This is a genomic window from Cypionkella sp. (assembly GCF_036782355.1).
Taxonomy (GTDB): domain Bacteria; phylum Pseudomonadota; class Alphaproteobacteria; order Rhodobacterales; family Rhodobacteraceae; genus Cypionkella.
The window spans coordinates 42,980-57,003 of record NZ_DAIPZF010000019.1; the positions used below are offsets into that span (position 1 = coordinate 42,980).

The 14,024-nt window shown below is 61.4% G+C and carries 17 protein-coding genes; 13 read left to right on the forward strand and 4 right to left on the reverse strand.

The annotated features are described in order from the left end of the window. The first annotated feature begins 61 nt into the window (after positions 1-61). On the forward strand, positions 62-2,149 hold the full coding sequence (locus V7Q10_RS09175) for an ABC transporter ATP-binding protein (RefSeq protein WP_333868782.1): 2,088 nt from the start codon (positions 62-64) through the stop codon (positions 2,147-2,149). A 42-nt stretch (positions 2,150-2,191) separates the two neighbouring features. Here V7Q10_RS09175 and V7Q10_RS09180 read toward each other — a convergent pair whose 3' ends face one another. Both V7Q10_RS09180 and V7Q10_RS09185 read right to left on the reverse strand, forming a co-directional pair. After that, complete coding sequence (locus V7Q10_RS09180; RefSeq protein ID WP_333868783.1) at positions 2,192-2,803, reverse strand: lytic transglycosylase domain-containing protein; 612 nt, start codon at positions 2,801-2,803, stop codon at positions 2,192-2,194. Between the two features lie 80 nt (positions 2,804-2,883). Then, entirely contained in the window at positions 2,884-3,447 is a 564-nt protein-coding gene (locus V7Q10_RS09185; RefSeq protein WP_333868784.1) for a helix-turn-helix transcriptional regulator, read from the reverse strand. Between the two features lie 220 nt (positions 3,448-3,667). Between V7Q10_RS09185 and ssb the strand changes: the two genes are divergently transcribed. The 6 genes from ssb to V7Q10_RS09215 all read left to right on the forward strand — a co-directional run bounded on the left by ssb (position 3,668) and on the right by V7Q10_RS09215 (position 8,141). Further along, the gene (gene ssb / locus V7Q10_RS09190; RefSeq protein ID WP_333868785.1) at positions 3,668-4,204 is read left to right on the forward strand and encodes a single-stranded DNA-binding protein; all 537 of its coding nucleotides are present in this window, start codon (positions 3,668-3,670) and stop codon (positions 4,202-4,204) included. Between the two features lie 132 nt (positions 4,205-4,336). Next, positions 4,337-4,699 carry an SUF system Fe-S cluster assembly protein gene (locus V7Q10_RS09195; RefSeq protein WP_333868786.1) on the forward strand — a complete coding sequence of 121 codons (363 nt, stop codon included), beginning with the start codon at positions 4,337-4,339 and terminating at the stop codon, positions 4,697-4,699. 59 nt (positions 4,700-4,758) lie between these two features. Further along, a complete protein-coding gene (locus V7Q10_RS09200) occupies positions 4,759-5,109 on the forward strand; it encodes a HesB/IscA family protein (protein ID WP_333868787.1) in 351 nt (116 codons plus the stop codon). 79 nt (positions 5,110-5,188) lie between these two features. After that, positions 5,189-5,932 (forward strand): triose-phosphate isomerase, encoded by a 744-nt coding sequence (gene tpiA, locus V7Q10_RS09205; protein ID WP_333868788.1) that lies wholly within the window; start codon positions 5,189-5,191, stop codon positions 5,930-5,932. A gap of 84 nt (positions 5,933-6,016) precedes the next feature. Continuing rightward, complete coding sequence (locus V7Q10_RS09210; RefSeq protein ID WP_333868789.1) at positions 6,017-6,961, forward strand: DMT family transporter; 945 nt, start codon at positions 6,017-6,019, stop codon at positions 6,959-6,961. A gap of 4 nt (positions 6,962-6,965) precedes the next feature. Continuing rightward, a complete protein-coding gene (locus V7Q10_RS09215) occupies positions 6,966-8,141 on the forward strand; it encodes a cytochrome P450 (RefSeq protein WP_333868790.1) in 1,176 nt (391 codons plus the stop codon). Between the two features lie 125 nt (positions 8,142-8,266). On the opposite strand, the gene V7Q10_RS09220 is transcribed toward V7Q10_RS09215, so the two are convergent. Continuing rightward, positions 8,267-8,728, reverse strand: coding sequence for an Lrp/AsnC family transcriptional regulator (locus V7Q10_RS09220; protein ID WP_333868791.1), 462 nt, complete (start codon positions 8,726-8,728; stop codon positions 8,267-8,269). 137 nt (positions 8,729-8,865) lie between these two features. Between V7Q10_RS09220 and cobA the strand changes: the two genes are divergently transcribed. From cobA to V7Q10_RS09250, 6 genes are read left to right on the forward strand one after another with little or no spacing between them, the layout of a single operon-like run. Beyond that, positions 8,866-9,630 (forward strand): uroporphyrinogen-III C-methyltransferase, encoded by a 765-nt coding sequence (cobA, locus tag V7Q10_RS09225; RefSeq protein WP_333868792.1) that lies wholly within the window; start codon positions 8,866-8,868, stop codon positions 9,628-9,630. Beyond that, positions 9,627-9,932: a DUF2849 domain-containing protein gene (locus tag V7Q10_RS09230; RefSeq protein WP_333868793.1), complete on the forward strand. Its 306-nt coding sequence runs from the start codon at positions 9,627-9,629 to the stop codon at positions 9,930-9,932. Before cobA ends, V7Q10_RS09230 begins: the two co-directional genes overlap by 4 nt. Further along, positions 9,925-11,595: a nitrite/sulfite reductase gene (locus V7Q10_RS09235; RefSeq protein WP_333868794.1), complete on the forward strand. Its 1,671-nt coding sequence runs from the start codon at positions 9,925-9,927 to the stop codon at positions 11,593-11,595. The genes V7Q10_RS09230 and V7Q10_RS09235 overlap by 8 nt, the downstream gene beginning before the upstream one ends. Beyond that, positions 11,585-12,334, forward strand: a complete 750-nt coding sequence (locus tag V7Q10_RS09240) for a phosphoadenylyl-sulfate reductase (protein ID WP_333868795.1) — start codon at positions 11,585-11,587, stop codon at positions 12,332-12,334. Before V7Q10_RS09235 ends, V7Q10_RS09240 begins: the two co-directional genes overlap by 11 nt. Further along, positions 12,331-12,735, forward strand: a complete 405-nt coding sequence (locus V7Q10_RS09245; RefSeq protein WP_333868796.1) for a DUF934 domain-containing protein — start codon at positions 12,331-12,333, stop codon at positions 12,733-12,735. Before V7Q10_RS09240 ends, V7Q10_RS09245 begins: the two co-directional genes overlap by 4 nt. 51 nt (positions 12,736-12,786) lie before the next feature. Further along, complete coding sequence (locus V7Q10_RS09250; RefSeq protein WP_333868797.1) at positions 12,787-13,620, forward strand: ferredoxin--NADP reductase; 834 nt, start codon at positions 12,787-12,789, stop codon at positions 13,618-13,620. 68 nt (positions 13,621-13,688) lie between these two features. Here V7Q10_RS09250 and V7Q10_RS09255 read toward each other — a convergent pair. Next, a partial coding sequence (locus tag V7Q10_RS09255; RefSeq protein WP_333868798.1) for a hypothetical protein occupies positions 13,689-14,024 on the reverse strand: 336 nt, incomplete at its 5' end.

Here is a 14,024-nt window from a genome sequence, read left to right on the forward strand (position 1 = left end):
TATCCTGGGGGTCCGGGGGCAAAGCCCTCGGTCCCGCCCCCTCAACCCGCGCGAGGCTACTATGACCGATACCCCTTGGGACCCGTCGATGCCGATCCTCGAGATCGACCAGCTCTCGATCTCCTTCTTCACCCGCATGCGCGAAATTCCGGCGGTGATGGATTTCTCTTGCAAGGTGATGCCGGGCGAGGCGATGGGGCTGGTCGGCGAATCCGGCTGCGGCAAATCCACCGTCGCGCTTGGGGTGATGCGCGATCTGGGCAAAAACGGCCGCATCACCGGCGGCAGCATCCGCTTTAAGGGCCGCGAGCTGACCACGATGACCGAAGAACAGCTGCGCCAGCTGCGCGGCTCTGAAATCGCGATGATCTACCAAGAGCCGATGGCCTCGCTGAACCCGGCGATGAAAATCGGCGCGCAGTTGATCGAAGTGCCGATGATCCACCAAGGCATGGGCCGCGCCGAGGCGATGGCGCTGGCGCGTCAGATCGTCGAAGATGTGCGCCTGCCCGACCCCGACCGCATCTTGCAGGCCTTCCCGCATCAGCTTTCAGGTGGCCAGCAACAGCGTATCGTCATCGCAATGGCGCTGATGTCAAAGCCTGCCCTGCTGATCTTGGATGAACCCACCACCGCGCTGGATGTCACCGTCGAGGCCGGCATCGTCGATCTGGTTAAGGATCTGGGCCGCAAATACGGCACCTCGATGCTGTTTATCAGCCATAACCTTGGCCTGATCTTGGATGTCTGCGATCGGCTTTGCGTGATGTATTCCGGCGAAGCGGTCGAGACCGGCAATGTCGCCCAAGTCTTTGACAAGATGCGCCACCCCTATACCCAAGCGCTGTTCCGCTCGATCCCACTGCCCACCGCGCATAAAACCTCGCGGCCTTTGGTGGCGATCCCCGGCAACTTCCCGCTGCCGCATGAACGGCCCAATGGCTGCAACTTTGGCCCGCGCTGCGATTACTTTGCCGAAGGCCGCTGCGATCAGGCCGATGTGCGCATGTCCGCCCTGCCCGAGGATGACCGCCACGCCAGCCGCTGCCTGCGCTGGTCCGAAATAGATTGGGACGCCCCCTTGGCCAAGGTGGTGACTAAGGAAAAAGCCGCCATCGGCGAGGTGGTGCTGAAGATGGAGGATCTGAAGAAATATTATTCCGTCTCCTCTGGCAGCTTTGGCGGTGGCGACGAAAAAGTCGTCAAAGCCAATGAAGCCCTGACATTTGAAGCCCGCGCCGGTGAAACGCTGGCGATTGTTGGCGAATCTGGTTGCGGCAAATCCACCTTCGCCAAGGTGCTGATGGGGCTTGAAACCGCGACCTCGGGTTCGATCCGGCTGTTTGACGAAAACGTGCAATCCACCCCCATTCAGCAGCGCAACACCGATACGGTTTCCAGCGTGCAGATGGTGTTTCAAAACCCCTTTGACACCCTGAACCCTTCGATGACAGTGGGGCGCCAGATCATCCGCGCGCTTGAGATTTTCAAGCAGGGCAGCTCTGACGCCGCACGGCATGCCCGCATGCTCGAGCTGATGGATCTGGTCAAACTGCCGCGCGCCTTTGCGGATCGAATGCCGCGCCAGCTTTCGGGCGGGCAAAAGCAGCGCGTTGGCATTGCCCGCGCCTTTGCTGGCGGCGCCAAGGTTGTGGTGGCTGACGAGCCGGTCTCGGCGCTGGACGTCTCGGTTCAGGCGGCGGTCACCGATCTTTTGATGGACATTCAGCGCGAGAATGGCACCACCTTGCTGTTCATCAGCCATGATCTGTCGATCGTGCGCTATCTCTCGGATCGGGTGATGGTGATGTATCTGGGCCATGTGGTTGAAATGGGCACCACCGATCAGGTGTTCCAGCCGCCCTATCACCCCTATACCGAGGCGCTTTTGTCGGCGGTGCCGATTGCCGATACCCGAGTGATCCGCAAACGCATCGTGTTGGAAGGCGACATCCCCTCGGCAATGAACCCGCCCCCCGGCTGCCCGTTCCAGACCCGCTGCCGCTGGAAAGATCAGGTGCCAAACGGGCTTTGCGACCGCGAAATGCCGCCCGTGCGCCAGCTGCAAGGCGCGCATCAGATCAAATGCCACCTCTCGGATGAGATTTTGGCCGGAATGGAGCCTGTGATCAAACTGGCGGGGGAATAATCCTGCCGCCAGCCCTTGTGGCTGGCGCAACTGGCGCAGGCCTTAGCCCAAAATGGCTTTGACGTATTTAACGGTTTCGTCATAGGGCGGAATACCGCCATGTTTTTCAACGGCTTGCGGGCCAGCATTGTAGGCCGCAAGCGCCAGCCGCCAGCTGCCAAAGCGGTCATACATCATCCGCAAATAGCGCGCGCCGCCGTCCAGATTGTCTTCGGGATCATTGATATCGACGCCCAAATGCTGCGCGGTTTCGGGCATCAGCTGTGCGAGACCCTTGGCCCCCTTGGGCGAGAGGGCGGCTTGATTCCATCCGCTTTCCTGCTGGATCAGCCGCAAGAACGTATCCTCGGGCACGCCATTTTTGCGCGCGGCGCTGCGCGCTTTTTGCAGATAAGCACCGCGATAGGCGCCTGAAAACCGCAGCGGCACCGCCTCAAATGTCGAGGCGCGGTTCGAGGTCGGTTTCAGTCGCGCCGAATTGTCGTATTGCGTCGCAAGCTTGCCATCAAGCAAAGCCATCTGCGTCCGCATCAGCGCAGTTTTCGAGGTTTTACCGCCCGAAAGCCGCAAACCCTCTGCCGCCGCCAGATCCGGCCCCGCACAAACCAATGCGATCAAAAGCGCCGCTGTCGTTTTACCGGCCAAATGTTGCATCCGTTCCCTGACACCCAAACCCCTTGCGCGGCAAAGCTAGCGGATTGCGCCGTGCAAAGCCAGCACCCTGCACCCCGCGCCTAGCCCGCCTCGGCCAAGCTCTGCCGATCCGGCAGGCTCTGGCCCGGCAAAGGCGCTGCAAACAGCTCTTCCACCAAAAGGCTGACCAATTGCGCCCGCCCCGAGACCCCCGCCTTGCGGTAGATCGCATTCAGATGGGTTTTCACCGTGCCTTCTGCCGATCCGCGCAGCTGCGCGACCTCGGTGATCGAAAAGCCTTTGATGGTAAAGGCCGCCACATCGCTTTCCGCCGGCGTCAGCTCCCAGTCACGGAAATAGCGCCGCATCAGGCTATCAATCGCGCCGGCGGCCACACTGAGCCCGCGCGCCATATCGGCTTGCTTGCGCCGCATCTGCAACACAAACCGCCCCTCGACCACCATGCCAAGGCAAAGGCCCAAGGTGGCAAGAAATTCGGGCAGCATTGCAAGGCTAAACAGCTGTCTGCCGCCGTCGCGGGTGGCCTCGTGAAGCACATCGATCACCAAAACCAAGGTACACAGAATCTGAAACCCGATCAAAGCCATCAACCGCCAGCCTGCATTACGCCCCAACTTGCGCAGCACCACTCCGAATCTCTGCATACTTTGCCCGTCGCTTGCACCCGTTACGGCCCAAGGCTAACCGCTTTCGTCCCGAGGAAAAAGCCACTGCCTGCCCCTGCGACCGCAAACCGCGCAAGCTGGCAGGCAGGTTGCGGGCGCAAAGCGGTCAGGCTATACGCTTCGGTAAGGGTTTTGTTAACCACACTCGGCAATGCTGCCGAACAGTCACGACATCAGACAAGCAATTACGGAGTGCGATATGGCAGGCGTCAACAAGGTGATCATCGTCGGCAATCTGGGCCGCGACCCAGAAGTGCGGTCCTTTCCAAATGGCGGCAAGGTGGTCAACCTGCGCATTGCCACCTCGGAAACCTGGCGCGACAAGGCCAGCGGCGAGCGTAAGGAACGCACCGAATGGCATTCGGTGGCGATTTTCAACGAGGCTTTGGGCAAGATTGCCGAACAATATCTGCGCAAAGGCTCGACGGTTTACATCGAAGGCCAGTTGGAAACCCGCAAATGGCAAGACCAATCGGGGGCTGATCGCTACACCACCGAAGTCGTGCTGCGCCAGTATCGCGGCGAGTTGACCCTGCTTGGCGGCCGTGACGGCGGCAATTCGGGCGGCGGCGGTGGCGGCGGCTATGAAGAGCGTGGCGGCTATGAGGATATGGGCGGCGGCGGTGCGTCGTCGGGCGGTGCCTCAGGTGGCTACGGCGCGCGCAGCGGCGGGTCCTCGGGCAGCGGCGGCGGCGGTGGTGGCCGTTCGGATATGGACGACGAAATCCCGTTCTAAGCCAAAAACCCCAAGATTTACGCCGCCCGCCCGCAAGGCTGGCGGCGTTTTTCATGCAAGCACTAGACCTTGGCGGATAATTCCCTATATATTTGGTCAACAACTCAATTTCACCGACCAAATGAGCCGAATATGACCCAGTCGCAAAATCCGGTCGAGGGCGCGCCCCTGATCCGCCCATCGACCACCGAGCATCCGCTGTACGAGGCGGTGGTCGAGGCCTGTCGCACGGTCTATGATCCTGAAATTCCGGTGAATGTCTTTGATCTGGGGCTGGTCTATACCATCGACATCAGCGCCGAGAACGAGGTCGAAATCCTGATGACCCTGACCGCCCCCGGCTGCCCTGTTGCAGGCGAGATGCCGGGCTGGCTGCAAGATGCCGTTGAACCCGTGGCGGGGATCAAGCAGGTCAACGTCGGCATGACCTTTGACCCACCTTGGGGCATGGAGATGATGTCAGACGAGGCCCGGCTTGAAATGGGCTTTATGTAGGGCTTGAGCCTGCGCCCGCGCAGACCTATCTTAAGCGTAACGCGATAAGGATAAACACCATGTTCGGCATTCCCGGAAAAGCGGCCGTCACCCTCACCCCGATTGCAGCAAAGCAGATTGCGCAGCTGATGTCGAAACAGGGCGTGCAGGGCCTGCGCATCGGTGTGAAAAAGGGCGGCTGCGCGGGCATGGAATACACCATGGATTACGTGGCCGAAGTTAATCCGCTGGACGAGGTCGTAGAACAAGACGGCGCGCGGGTGATGATTGCACCAATGGCGCAGATGTTCCTCTTTGGCACCCAGATCGACTACGAGGTCGATCTGCTGCAAGCGGGTTTCAAGTTCAACAACCCCAATGTCGCCGAGGCCTGTGGCTGTGGCGAATCGATCAAGTTCAAAGACGCCTGATCGCGCTTTTGCGCAGAGGCCCCTTTTCATGCTGGCCCTGCTTCGCTAGCTTGCGGCCAAATCACATAGAGGCGCAAAGATGAAAAAGCTGGCAGCAGGCAATTGGAAGATGAACGGCAGCTTGGCCGCTTTGGCCGAGGTTGATGCGCTGATCGCAGCCCACCCCGCCCCTGCCTGCGAGATGCTTCTGTGCCCGCCCGCGCCCCTGATCGCGGCGATGGCCGCGCGCGCAGAAGGCTCTGCCTTGCAGGTCGGCGGCCAAGATTGCCACCAAAACAGCAGTGGCGCCCATACCGGCGATGTCTCTGCCGCGATGCTGGCCGAGGCGGGCGCAAGCCATGTCATCCTTGGCCATTCCGAACGCCGCGCCGATCACGGCGAAAGCTCGGATCTGGTGCGGCAAAAGGCAGAAGCCGCGCTTGCCGCAGGTCTGATCGCCGTGGTCTGCTTGGGCGAGACCGAGGCCGAGCGCGACGCCGGTGCCACGCTTGCGGTGATTGGCGCGCAGCTTGATGCCTCGATCCCCGCAGGCAGCACGGCGGCGACTGTGGTGATTGCCTATGAGCCGGTCTGGGCCATCGGCACCGGCCGCACCCCGACCCTTGCACAAATCGCCGAGGTGCATGGCTTTTTGCGCGCGCGCCTCGCTGGGCTGATCGGGGCCGAGGCCGCAGGGCTGCGCCTGCTTTACGGCGGCTCGGTCAAACCCTCGAATGCAGCCGAGATTTTTGCCCTGCCCGAGGTCGACGGCGCGCTTGTCGGCGGTGCCAGCCTCAAGGCCGCCGATTTCGGCGCGATTGTCGCGGCCCTAAGCGCGGCTTAAGCGACTGACGCGACGCGGTGATGTCGGCTTTGGCACAGCCAACTGCGCCCGCCCTGCCCTAGGCTTGGCGCAAAAGGAAATCCCATGTCGATCACCTCTGCGCCGCAAGGCGGGCTTTCGGGCACTTTGGCGGCAAATCTGATTTGCTCGGCCTCGATGCTGCTTTGGGCAGCGGGCCTGCCTGCCGCGCAAACCTTGATGCCGCATGTGCCGCCCCTGTTGCTGGCGGCCGCGCGCATCGGGCTGTCGGGGCTGTTTTTGCTGCCGATCTGGTGGTTGATGGATGGCCGCCAAGCGGTTTTCAGCGCGCATTGGGGCAAAGGCTGCCTGATCGGTGGCGCGGGTTTTGCCTTTGGGGCCTATCTGATGACGCTGGGGCAAAGCATGACCGGCCCCGTCACCGTGGCGGTGATCGCGGCGAGCATGCCAGTGGTCGGCATCGCCATCGAGGTGCTGCTGGACGGGCGCCGCCTGACGGCGGGGCTCATGCTGGGCGGGCTGTTGTCGCTGGCGGGCGGCTTTATCGTGGTCACAGGCGCGCCGGGCGAGGCAGGCATCGGATTGGGCCTTGGCGCGCTGTTCTGCTTTGGCTCGGTGCTGGCCTTCACACTTGGTTCGCGCTGGGCGGTGACGTCTTTCCCTGATCTAACCTCGATTGGCCGCACCACGGTCACGCTGGCAGGGTCTGCAATCTGTATCTTGGTCGTGGCGCTGGGATCTTTGGTCACAGGCGGCGCGCAGCCCGATTGGGCAGCGCTTGGCTGGATCGATTTCGGCGCGCTGATCTTTTATTCGGTCAGTGGCATGGCGATTTCGCAACTGCTGTGGATCTATGCCGTGGGCCGGCTTGGCATTGGGCTGTCGTCCTTGCATATCAACACCACGCCGTTTTATGTGATGCTGATCGTTTTTGCCTTTGGCGGCGCATGGAGCTGGGGCCAAGCCGGCTCCGCAGCCCTTGTAGGGCTTGGCGTGCTGATCGCCCAAGGCCTGATCCCGCTGCCGGGACCGCGCAAGAAACAGGCATAACCGCATGAAATCTTTGTCTCAATCGCCACTAGACCCCGCCTTCGTGCAAGACCCCTATCCGTTCTACGAGACCGCGCGCAGCCATGGCCCGTTCTTTCATTGGGTTGATTACGATGCCATCGCCACCCCCAATGCCGCCGCCTGCGCCGCGATCTTTCGCGACCGCCGCTTTGGCCGCGAAGCCCCCGCCGAACGCGCCCCCAAGATCCCGCCGCATCTTGCGCCGTTTTACGCGGTCGAGGCGCATTCGATGCTGGAACTTGAACCGCCGCGCCACACCCGCCTGCGCGGCCTTGTGCTGCGCGCCTTCACCTCGCGCCGGATCCAGGCGCTTGCGCCCGAAATCGCGGCGCTGTCGCACCAGTTGATTGACGCCTTCCCGCAAGGCGAATTTGATCTGCTGCAACATTTCGCGCAAAAACTCCCCGTGATCATCATCGCACGGCTGCTGGGAGTACCCGAAACCATGTCTGATGATCTGCTACACTGGTCCAACGCCATGGTCGGCATGTATATGGCAGGCCGCGACCGCGCCCGCGAAGACCGCGCGGTCACGGCAACCGAGGCCTTTGTGGCCTTTATGCGCAGCTATATCGAAGCCCGCCGTGCCGAGCCGCGCGACGATCTGATCACCGCCCTGATCGCGGCCGAAGAAACCGGCGAGAAACTCAGCACAGACGAGCTGATCACCACCTGCATTTTGCTGCTGAACGCAGGCCATGAGGCCACGGTGCATACCATCGGCAATGGCGTCAAAACCCTGCTGGAAACCGGAAACACCATCACGCCAGAAACCGCCGAGGCCTGCAGCGAAGAAATCCTGCGCTTTGACCCCGCGCTGCATATCTTCACCCGCTGGGCCTATGAGGATGTCGAAGTGATGGGCCACCGCTTTGCGCGCGGCGATCAAGTCTCCTTGCTGCTGGCCGCCGCCAACCGCGACCCCGGTGTTTGGGAAGACCCGGCAAGCTTTCACCCCAGCCGCAGCGCCAAAGCCCATGTCAGCTTTGGCGGCGGCCTGCACTTTTGTGTCGGCGCCCCTTTGGCGCGGCTCGAGCTGCAAATCGCTTTGCCGATCCTATTCCAACGCCTGCCAAAGCTGCGCCTGACCACAAAGCCGCGCTATGCAGATGTCTATCACTTTCATGGCCTGAAATCCTTGATGCTGCGCGCAGATTAGGGGCTCTGCCCCTCGGCTTCGCCTCACCCCGGGATATTTTGACCAAGATGAAAGCCCTTTCGCCTTGGCAAAAATATCCTCGGGGGGAGGCCGAAGGCCGTGGGGGGCAGACAGCCCCCCTGTTTTCACAGCGGCAGCGCGGTGGTGGATTTGATTTCTTCCATGCTGAGCAAGGCAGTGACATTGAAAATCTTCACCTCGGAAATCAGCGCCTGATAAAACAGATCATAGGCGCGGGCGTTTTTGACACGGACTTTCAGCAGATAGTCGATGTCGCCTGCAAGCCGGTGCGCTTCCAGCACTTCGGGGCGCGCACGCAGCACTTGCAGGAATTTTCCTTGCCATTCGGCCTCGTGTTCGCTGGTACGAATAAGGACAAAAAAACAGGCCTCGAGCCCAAGGCTTTCGGCGTCAAGCAGGGCGGTTTGTTTCACGATCACCTTTTGCTCGCGCATGCGGCGGATGCGATTCCAAACTGGGGTTTTTGAGGAGCCAACTTTACGGGCAATCTCATCAAGCGATTGCGCGGCGTCCTCTTGCAGCTCGGTCAGAATTTTCCGGTCTAGATCATCGAGTTGGGTTACCATTCGCCAAACCTCTGCTGTTTTGGGATCACATCCCGATTTGCGCCAATATCAGAACATAAATCCTTATTGGCAAGGGTCTATGGCGCATTTGTAGGAAAATATTCTATATTAGCCGCGTAGATAACAGGGGTAGCCAGATGACCGCTTTGCCAATTTTTGCGACTGATCCGGTCAATGTGACCTTTGTGGGCGCGGGTCCTGGGGCTGCGGCGCATCTGACGCTTGGGGCTTATCAGGCGCTGCAAGCGGCAGAGGTGGTGATCCATGATCGGCTGGTGGGGGCGGAAGTTTTGGCGCTGATCCCAGCCGCGGCCCGCCTTATTGACATGGGCAAAGCGGGCTTTGGCGCATCGGCCGCGCAAGCGGACATCAACGCCTGCCTTGTGGCGCAGGCGCTGACCGGGGCGCGGGTGGTGCGGCTGAAGGGGGGCGATTGCGGCATCTTTGGCCGCATGGATGAGGAGATCGAGGCGCTGGAGGCGGCGGGTTTGTCCTTTGCTATTCTGCCGGGCTTAACCTCGGCCACGGTTGCCGCCGCCGCAATCGGGCAAAGCCTGACGCGGCGCGGGCGCAACGCCGCCCTGCGGATCTTGACTGGCCACGATATGGCAGGCTTTGCCGAGCAAGATTGGGCTGGTCTGGCGCGTAAAGGCGAGGTGGCCGCGATCTATATGGGCAAGAAATCTGCGCGCTTTATCCAAGGCCGCTTGATGATGCATGGCGCGCCCGCGGACACCCCGGTCTGCCTGATCGAGAACGTCTCGCGCCCGGATCAGCGGGTGATTGCCGCTAGTCTTGCAAGCCTGCCGCAGGCCGCAAGCGGGCTTATGGGGCCTGCGGTGATCCTTTATGGTCTTGCTCCGCGCGAGGCCCTTGCAACCTTGAAAGAAGCCACAGCATGAGCCGTTTTAGCCCAAAAGTCGTGACCGCCAACGATCTGCGTCTTGGCGATGTGATTTATCTGACCGCCGACGATCTTTGGACGCGCCAGCATCATCTGGCCGAGTTGATCGAAGATGAGGCCCATGCGCAGCTGCGCTTGTTGCATGCCGCAGGCCAGCAAACAGAGGTGGTGGGCGCCTATCTTGCCGATGCAAAGGCGGGCCCGATGGGCCCCGAGCCCATTCATTTTCGCGAGGTGTTTCGCACCCGTGGCCCGTCAAACTATGCCCATGGCAAGCAAGTGGATTTGCAAAATGTATAGCTATTCCGATTTTGACGAAGCCTTTGTGCGCAACCGTGTGGCGCAATTTACCGATCAGATCAGCCGCCGTCTGGAGGGCAGCCTGACCGAGGACGAGTTTCGCCCGCTGCGGCTGATGAACGGGCTTTATCTGCAATTGCACGCCTATATGCTGCGGGTGGCGATCCCTTACGGCACGCTTTCGCCGCGCCAGATGCATGCTTTGGCCGATATCGCCCAGACCTATGACAAGGGCTATGGCCATTTCACCACGCGGCAGAACATTCAGTTCAATTGGCCGAAGCTGCCCGAGGTGCCCGCGATCCTGTCGGCGCTGGCCGATGTCGAGATGCATGCGATCCAAACCTCGGGCAATACCGTGCGCAATGTCACAGCTGATCATTTTGCAGGTGCTGCGGCCGATGAGATCGAGGACCCCCGCCCCTACGCCGAACTGCTGCGGCAATGGTCAAGCGATCACCCCGAGTTTCAATTCCTGCCGCGCAAGTTCAAGATCGCCGTCACCGGCAGCCCGAACGACCGGGCGGTGACGCGCGCGCATGACATCGGCTTGCGGATGCAGCGCAATGCCGCTGGCGAGGTGGGCTTTGAGGTGATTGCAGGCGGCGGGCTTGGCCGCACGCCGATGCTGGGTTTTGTGATCCGCCCGTTCTTGCCGGTGGAGGATCTGCTGGCCTATGTCGAAGCCGTGCTTTCGGTTTATAACACCTTGGGGCGGCGCGATAATAAATATAAGGCCCGCATCAAGATCACCGTGCATGAAACCGGTCGCGAGGAAATCACCCGCATGGTCGAGGCGCGCTTTGCCGAGATCAAGCCGCAGTTTGGCGGCGCGGATCAGGCATTGCTGGCCGATATTCGCGCAGCCTTTGCGCCGCCAAAGTTCCGCACGGCCCCGACCATAGGCTACGAGGCGGCACGAAGCAAAGATCCGATCTTCCGCGCTTGGGCCGATACCAACCTTGCCCCACACCGCCACCCCGATTACGCCATCGTCACCGTCAGCATTAAAGCGCATGGGCAAACTCCGGGCGATGCGACGGCGGCACAGATGCACCGGCTGGCCGATCTGGCCGCCGCCTATGGCCACAGCGATCTGCGCATCAGCCACGAGCAGAACGTGATCCTGCCGCATGTGCATAAATCTGATCTGGCAGCCCTGCACGCAGGCCTGTCCGAGGCGGGGCTTGCCACCGCCAACGTCGGCTTGATTTCCGATATCATCGCCTGCCCCGGCATGGATTATTGCGCGCTGGCCACTGCGCGCTCGATCCCTGTGGCGCAAGACATCGCGCTGCGGTTTGACGCGCTGAAGCTTGAGCATGACATCGGCCCGCTGAAGATCAAAATCTCGGGCTGCATCAATGCCTGCGGGCACCACCATATCGGCCATATCGGCATTCTGGGGCTGGATCGCGCCGGGGTGGAAAGCTATCAGATCACGCTGGGCGGCGACGGCAGCCAAGACGCGGTGATTGGCGAAAAGACCGGACCCGGCTTTGCCTATGACCAGATCGTGCCTGCGATCGAGCGGATTGTTTTGGCCTATCTGGGCTTGCGCCTTGCGCAAGACGAGACGTTTTTGCAGACCTATCAGCGCCTTGGCATCGCCCCCTTCAAAGCGGCGCTTTACCCGCCCGAGGCGGTCGACGATGCCGCGTGATCTGTCGCAGGTCAGCGTGGCGGTGCGGGTTGGCGCGCTGAACGCGCGCTATAAACACCACGCCGCGACCTCGGTTTTGGAACATGCGCTGCGCGACAAGGATCTGGGCAAGGTGGCGCTGGTTTCTTCCTTTGGGGCGGAATCAGTGGTTTTGCTGCATCTGGTCTCGATCCTTGCGCCGCAAACGCCGGTGCTGTTTGTCGACACGCGGATGCTGTTTGCCGAAACGCTGGCCTATCAGCGCCAATTGGCCGAAAGCCTTGATCTGTGCGATCTGCGCATCATCCGCGCGCCGAAACCCGATGTCAGCTTCAACGATCCCGACAACACCCTGCATCAGTTTAACACCGATGCTTGCTGCGCTTTGCGCAAAGTAGCGCCGCTGGAACGCGCCTTGGCCGAGTTTGACGGCTGGATCACCGGGCGCAAACGCTTTCAGGCCAGCAGCCGCCAAGCGGTCGAGTTTTTCGAGGCCGAGGCCGAGACCCGCATCAAGGTCAATCCGCTGGCGCATTGGACCCGCGAAGATCTGGCCGACTATATGATCAACAACCGCCTGCCGCGCCACCCGCTTGTGGCGCAAGGCTACCCGTCGATCGGCTGCGCGCCCTGCACCTCGAAGGTGGCGGCAGGCGAAGACCCGCGTTCGGGGCGTTGGCGTGGGCAAGAAAAAACCGAATGCGGCATCCATTTCATCAATGGCCGCGCCACCCGCAGCCCTGCAAAGGACCCAGCATGAGCCTTCTTGTCACCGATCAGGGCTTTGGCCCCGTGCCCGCCCTGCCCTTCGTGGGCCTGGACCAGATCGCCAGCCATCGCGGCGCGCTGGACCTCGCACAAACCGACGCGCCCGAAGCGGCGCTGCCCTATCTGGCCGATCTTGCCTGCATTCGCATCGCATTTCCCAGCGTCGCGGATGGGCGCGGCTTTACGCTTGCGCGGCGGCTGCGGGCCTTGGGCTTTAGCGGCACCCTGCGCGCGCAGGGCGCGATCATTGCCGATCAATACGCCATGGCGCGGCGGTCGGGGTTTGACGAGGTGGAAATCCCGCAAGCCATGGCAGATCGCCAACCGCAAGAGCAGTGGCTGGCGCGCGCCAATTGGCAGGCCCATGACTATCAGTCGCGGCTGCGGGCCTGAGTTTTGGCTTCCACCACAGCGGAAAACCACCTATTCAAGAAGATGAATGACATGACCGAAGCGATCCAGATGACCGAAACAGCCGCCCCAAGCCCCGCCAAAGCCCATTTGCCCGATGCCCAGATCGTCACTGCGGTGACACATTGGACCGACCGTCTGTTCTCGTTTCGCGTCACGCGCCCGCGCAGCCTGCGGTTTCGCTCGGGTGAGTTTGTTATGATTGGCCTTTTGGGCGAGACCGGCAAACCCTTGCTGCGCGCCTATTCCATCGCCTCGCCTGCCTGGGATGACGAGCTGGAGTTCTATTCGATCAAGGTTCCCGACGGCCCGCTGACCTCGCGCTTGCAGCACATCAAGATCGGCGACGAGATCATCCTGCGCCCCAAGCCGGTTGGCACTTTGGTGCATGACGCGCTTTTGCCCGGCAAGCGGATTTACTTTTTGGCCACCGGCACCGGCTTTGCGCCCTTTGCCAGCCTGCTGCGCGAACCCGAGACCTATGAGAAATATGAGCAGGTGATCATGATGCACACCTGCCGCGAGGTCGCCGAATTGGACTATGGCCGCCAATTGGTGCAATCGCTGGCCGATGATCCGCTGATTGGCGAGATGGTGGCCGGCAAGCTGCTTTACTACCCCACCACCACCCGCGAGCCTTTCGCGCAGATGGGCCGGGTCACCGACAATCTGGCTTCGGGCAAGGTCTTTGCCGATCTGGGTCTGCCGCAGATGTCGCCTGCCGAGGATCGCGCCATGGTCTGCGGCAGCCTTGCCTTTAACCATGACGTCAAGGCAATCTTGGAAGGCTTTGGTCTGGTCGAGGGTGCAAATTCCGATCCGCAGCATTTTGTGATCGAAAAGGCCTTTGTCGGCGACGGCATCTAAACTGGTGTTCAGACATGAAAAAGCCGCGCAAGGGTTGCCTTGCGCGGCTTTTGTGGTTTTGGGGGCGATTACAGGCCCAAGGCGGTTTTGATCGCAGCCAAAGCCTCTGTGATCTTTGCAGGCTCGGCAGCGGCCGCATCAACGCCTGACTTCAGAGTTGCTTTGACAACGCTGGTCAATTCTGACGCCTCGATCATGGCATTGATCTTGGTTGCGTCAAAGTTGGCCGGATCCAGCAGTGCCATGGTGTCGTCGGCCATAGCGGTTGCGGCGGTTACAGCCTCGGTGGTCGCAGCGGCGGTGGTCTCGGTCGCAGCCGTTGTCACCGCGGCAGCAGCATCGGCGGCAGCACGCGCCGCAGCCTCGGCCGCAGCCTGGGTGGCAGCCGCAGCGTCAGCGGCGGC

Excerpts from the sequence above, each read along its gene's own strand:
- V7Q10_RS09175 (WP_333868782.1), top strand. The coding sequence starts at position 62 with ATGACCGATACCCCTTGGGACCCGTCGATGCCGATCCTCGAGATCGAC.
- V7Q10_RS09180 (WP_333868783.1), bottom strand. The coding sequence starts at position 2,803 with ATGCAACATTTGGCCGGTAAAACGACAGCGGCGCTTTTGATCGCATTG.
- V7Q10_RS09185 (WP_333868784.1), bottom strand. The coding sequence starts at position 3,447 with ATGCAGAGATTCGGAGTGGTGCTGCGCAAGTTGGGGCGTAATGCAGGC.
- ssb (WP_333868785.1), top strand. The coding sequence starts at position 3,668 with ATGGCAGGCGTCAACAAGGTGATCATCGTCGGCAATCTGGGCCGCGAC.
- V7Q10_RS09195 (WP_333868786.1), top strand. The coding sequence starts at position 4,337 with ATGACCCAGTCGCAAAATCCGGTCGAGGGCGCGCCCCTGATCCGCCCA.
- V7Q10_RS09200 (WP_333868787.1), top strand. The coding sequence starts at position 4,759 with ATGTTCGGCATTCCCGGAAAAGCGGCCGTCACCCTCACCCCGATTGCA.
- tpiA (WP_333868788.1), top strand. The coding sequence starts at position 5,189 with ATGAAAAAGCTGGCAGCAGGCAATTGGAAGATGAACGGCAGCTTGGCC.
- V7Q10_RS09210 (WP_333868789.1), top strand. The coding sequence starts at position 6,017 with ATGTCGATCACCTCTGCGCCGCAAGGCGGGCTTTCGGGCACTTTGGCG.
- V7Q10_RS09215 (WP_333868790.1), top strand. The coding sequence starts at position 6,966 with ATGAAATCTTTGTCTCAATCGCCACTAGACCCCGCCTTCGTGCAAGAC.
- V7Q10_RS09220 (WP_333868791.1), bottom strand. The coding sequence starts at position 8,728 with ATGGTAACCCAACTCGATGATCTAGACCGGAAAATTCTGACCGAGCTG.
- cobA (WP_333868792.1), top strand. The coding sequence starts at position 8,866 with ATGACCGCTTTGCCAATTTTTGCGACTGATCCGGTCAATGTGACCTTT.
- V7Q10_RS09230 (WP_333868793.1), top strand. The coding sequence starts at position 9,627 with ATGAGCCGTTTTAGCCCAAAAGTCGTGACCGCCAACGATCTGCGTCTT.
- V7Q10_RS09235 (WP_333868794.1), top strand. The coding sequence starts at position 9,925 with ATGTATAGCTATTCCGATTTTGACGAAGCCTTTGTGCGCAACCGTGTG.
- V7Q10_RS09240 (WP_333868795.1), top strand. The coding sequence starts at position 11,585 with ATGCCGCGTGATCTGTCGCAGGTCAGCGTGGCGGTGCGGGTTGGCGCG.
- V7Q10_RS09245 (WP_333868796.1), top strand. The coding sequence starts at position 12,331 with ATGAGCCTTCTTGTCACCGATCAGGGCTTTGGCCCCGTGCCCGCCCTG.
- V7Q10_RS09250 (WP_333868797.1), top strand. The coding sequence starts at position 12,787 with ATGACCGAAGCGATCCAGATGACCGAAACAGCCGCCCCAAGCCCCGCC.